The sequence below is a fragment of the Chrysanthemum yellows phytoplasma genome, assembly GCF_000803325.1.
In the GTDB taxonomy this organism is placed as follows: domain Bacteria; phylum Bacillota_I; class Bacilli_A; order Acholeplasmatales; family Acholeplasmataceae; genus Phytoplasma; species Phytoplasma asteris.
This window is the reverse complement of sequence record NZ_JSWH01000082.1, coordinates 1-4,298: the sequence shown is the minus strand read 5'-3', so window position 1 is coordinate 4,298 and position 4,298 is coordinate 1. Positions and strand designations below refer to the sequence as shown.

The window sequence follows — 4,298 nt, the reverse complement described above, 5'->3', positions numbered from 1 at the left end:
TATATGATTAATATTATTAAAAGAAATAACCTCTTATAAATAAGAGGTTATTGTGAAATGCTTCAATTATGAAAATAATCATTGGTAGTTGTATTCGTAGGTGATGTAATTATCTTTTGTGCCATCAAAATCATAATTTTGTTTTTTGGTTGGTTGTCCTTTGGAGTTGTATTCGTAGGTACAATAATCAGATTTTGTGCCATTGGATTTATATTCTTGTTTTTTGATTAGTTTTCCTTGTGGAGTTTGGGTTTGAGTTGGTTGAGAGTTTGTTGTTTGTGGTTGTGATGTGGTTGTAAATGTTTGAGAAGGCAAGTAAGGATTTTGATTGACTTGACTTCCTGTATAAGTTCCTTCGTTATTACTATAATCAGGTTTGTAAGTTTGTGTGGGCGGTTTAAATGTTTCTTCTTTTGTTGGTTCTTGTTTAGATTTTAAAACCCAACAAACACCTAAAATTAATCCTAACATTAATACTGTAAATGCTATTGTAAGTACAATAAAATTTTTATTGTCTTTTTGTGGTTGTTGCATATTTTTTGTCTCCTTTATCATTTCCTTTTAGTTTTATAGGGAACAAAAAACATTTCACTTACTTTTATTTTACTCTTTTTTTTGCGTAAAGAACGTTCAATAATAGTTAAAAAAGTAGTTTTATGAGTTTAGGAGACTTAATAATTATATTAATAAACAAAAAAAGACCTCTAAAAAAGAGGTCTTTTATAAATTATTTAATTGTAAGTATTAGTTTATTTTTGATTGTTTTTGGTTCTTAAATGCAAATACTTTTTTCCAGATAGTATCAAATAATAACATAACTAAAGGACATAATAATAAACATAAATAATGAGATATATTAATATCCTTAGTATGGAATATATCACTTAAAGAACTAAATTTAGTAATTAATACAAAGAATAATACTTCAATTATAATACCATAGTACAATATTTTATTAGGTTTTTTGATAGTTTGCCAAAAGTAAAGTTTGTTAGAACGACAAGCAAATGCGTTTCCTACTTGAGCAAAGATAACAGCTCCAAATGCCATAGTAGAAGCTAGGAAGAAGTTGTCTTTTGTATTAAAATTGTAAACTGCACAAAAAAATGCTAAAGACATTAAACCTTCAACTATTCCTAAAAAGCCATAACTACGTTTTAATACTTTAGCGTCCATTAGATGGTCGTTTTTAGTACGTGGTTTTTGGACTAATAAACTTGGGTCAGTTTCTTCAGCTCCTAGAGCAATAGCAGGAATTAAGTCAGTTAAAAGATCAATTGCTAAAATTTGTAAAACATATAAGTAAGGTTCTGTAACTCCTAAAAAAGCAATAGCGATGAAAGGAAAGATTTGAGGGATATTAGAAGCAAAGACATAAGTTATGAATTTTTTGATGTTTTCATAAATACAACGTCCTTCTAAAACAGCTTTGGAAATAGTTGCAAAATTATCATCTAATAAAATCATATCAGCAGCATTACGAGCAACATCAGTGCCTGCTTTTCCCATAGCAATTCCTATGTGAGCTGCTTTAAGGGCTAAAATGTCATTAACTCCGTCGCCAGTAACTCCTACTACTTCTCCATTGTTGCGGTATGCTTGAACAATTTTTAATTTATGTTTGGGAGTAGTGCGTGAAAAGACAACTGGATGAGGGCTTTTGAGGACTTCTTGTAATTGTTCTAAAGACATTTTGTCAAGGTCACAGCCGTCTAAACCAACGAACTTGTCTTGGATGATTCCTACTTGTTTACCAATGGCAGCAGCAGTAAGACTGTAATCTCCTGTAATAATAGTAATTTTTAGTCCTGCTTGAGTTAAGTTTTTAACTGCTTCTTTAACTTCTTCTCTTGGTGGGTCGTAATTAACTGCAAAACCTAAGAAAACCATATCTTCTTCTAGGGGAGGATTTTGTTCAATTTTTTTGTAAGCAAGAGCAAGAACGCGGTATCCTTGGCTTGCAAATTGGTCGTTTTGTTTAAGGAAAGATTCTTTTTCATGAGGGCTAAAAGGACTTACTTGAGAACCTTTGTATTGCATTTGACATTGTTCAAGGACAATATTAGGAGCTCCTTTAATAAAGAGATATTGTGAATTGGTGTCATATGCAGGTTCTTGGTTGTTTTTAACTAAGACACTCATTTTTTTACGTTCGGAAGTAAATGGGTTTAATTGGATGATTTCTAAGTTGTTTTTTACTTCTTCAATGTTGTAACCGTATTTTTTAGCAGCAATTAATAAAGCTCCTTCAGTAGGATTACCGATTAATTCAAATTGGTGGGGTTTAGTTGGCGTAGGAACTAATTTAGCCTCAGAGCATAGAACTGATGCAATTAAGAATTTTTCAATTCCTTTTTTGGAGACAGTATTGTTTGGGCAAACACTAAATGTTTGTTCGTCGTTATAGCCAGAACCTTTTAATTTGATAGTGCCATCAGGAGTTACAATTTTTCTTACTGTAAGTTGGTTTTGAGTTAGAGTTCCTGTTTTATCAGTACAAATAACAGTAGTAGAACTGAGGGTTTCTAGGGAAGAGATTTTTTTAACTAAAGCGTTTTGTTTAGCCATTCTTTGAGAACCAACTGCTAAACTTAGATTAACGGTAGGAAGTAAGCCTTCAGGAATGTTTGCAACTAACATACCAACTGCACAAACAATTGCTGCTCTAAAAGAATCTATATTATATTTTTCTGCTTTGAAAAAACAAATCATAAAGACAAATAAAGCTGCACAAGAAGCAATAATACTTACTTTTTTAACAATGTGGTTCATTTCTTGGTCTAGAAGGCTTTTGCCTTTTTCAATGCTTTGAGCAATGCTTGAAACTTCTCCAATTTGGGTGTTGTTTCCAATAGCATAAACAACTGCAAAACAACTACCTTGAGTAACTGTAGTACCTGCATAAACTAAATTAGGCATTTCAGCAATGGAATGATTATCTTCGAGGTTTGGCATTTCAGTACGGTTTAAAGGAATGGTTTCGCCTGATAACATTGAGTTGTCAACAAAAAAGCTATTAGATTGAATAATACGTGCATCTACTGGAACTTGGGTTCCTGTTTCTAAAAAGATGACATCTCCAATGGTAAGTTCAATAACATCCATTAATTCTATTTTTTTGTTGCGGTAAACTTGAACTTTTTTAGGAATCATTTTACCTAAGGAAGACAACATTTTATCAGCTTTGTATTCTTGGGAAAAAGAAAATAAGCCATTTACAATGATAACTAAAATAATAGAAATACCGATGGCTGCTTCTTTGGGATTAATTACAAAAATCATTAATGCTGCTATCCATAATAAAATAGCCATTACCGAGGTAAATTGTTTGATGAATTGTTGCCAAAACGGAAAAGATTCGCCTTGTTTGATAATATTTTTACCGTAGAGAGTTTGTCTTTCTTGGGCTTGTTTGTCAGTAAGTCCGCAAGCATCGGTGTTTAGATGTTTGACAACAGCATCTTTATCAAGACGACTGATTTGCAAAATTTCTTCTTTTTTATTCATATAAAGTTGTTTCCTTTGACTAAATTTTATATTTTAGTATTTTGTTAACTGATATATAAAAAATATTTGCAAGGCTATAATGGTGGATAAAATTAAATGGAATAAAGGAATTCAAAATAATAAGGATGATAATTGAGTAAGATAATTTTTTGGTGGGGAAGTTTGGTTGGGGTTTTGAGTTATGTGGTTTATGTGGTTTGTTAGTCTTGTTTGTGTGCAAAGTCATTTGTATGTTTTTTTGCCTTCTTGCTCTTGCCTTTTTGTTTTGCATTTGCAAGTTTAATAAATTAGTTATATTGTTTTTATAACTACTAAAAATAAATCAGAAAAGTGCCACAACCAAAGTTATAAAGTATTATCTTGGTTCAATTTTGCAAAATTAAATTATTTTTTAGTTCGTTTATTCTAGTCATCTTTCTTTTGATGATCAATTATTTTTTATAAGCCTGATTAAATTATAACAAAACAAAAAATAAAAGCTAATAATAAATGTTAAAAAAATGCATTATTTTGGGAATTTGGAACCAAAAACCGTTATTTTGGGAATTATTTGGGTGGAATTGGGTGAATTTTGAAAAAAAATTGTTATTTTTTTGTATCCGTTTTAGTTAATTTTTGGCAGTTGTTGTGATTTGGGATTGGATGAAACAAAATAATAAATTTTTAAGGATGGAATTAGTTATAAAATTTTTTTAAAGTGGTTTTATTAAATATATAAATCACCCAAATGCATTCAAATTTATAATTCTTAAATCCATATTATAAAATATAATAATATATGATGTAGAATT

At 30.2% G+C, this 4,298-nt stretch carries 2 protein-coding genes; both read right to left on the bottom strand.

From position 1 onward, the window contains the following. Positions 1-78 precede the first annotated feature (78 nt). Positions 79-534, bottom strand: a complete 456-nt coding sequence (locus OL66_RS01255; protein ID WP_034172147.1) for a hypothetical protein — start codon at positions 532-534, stop codon at positions 79-81. A 210-nt stretch (positions 535-744) separates the two neighbouring features. Further along, positions 745-3,507, bottom strand: coding sequence for a cation-translocating P-type ATPase (locus tag OL66_RS01250; RefSeq protein ID WP_034172146.1), 2,763 nt, complete (start codon positions 3,505-3,507; stop codon positions 745-747). Positions 3,508-4,298 lie beyond the last annotated feature (791 nt).

Bases quoted from the DNA above. Each gene is read 5' to 3' on its own strand.
- OL66_RS01255 (WP_034172147.1), bottom strand. From the start codon at position 534: ATGCAACAACCACAAAAAGACAATAAAAATTTTATTGTACTTACAATA.
- OL66_RS01250 (WP_034172146.1), bottom strand. From the start codon at position 3,507: ATGAATAAAAAAGAAGAAATTTTGCAAATCAGTCGTCTTGATAAAGAT.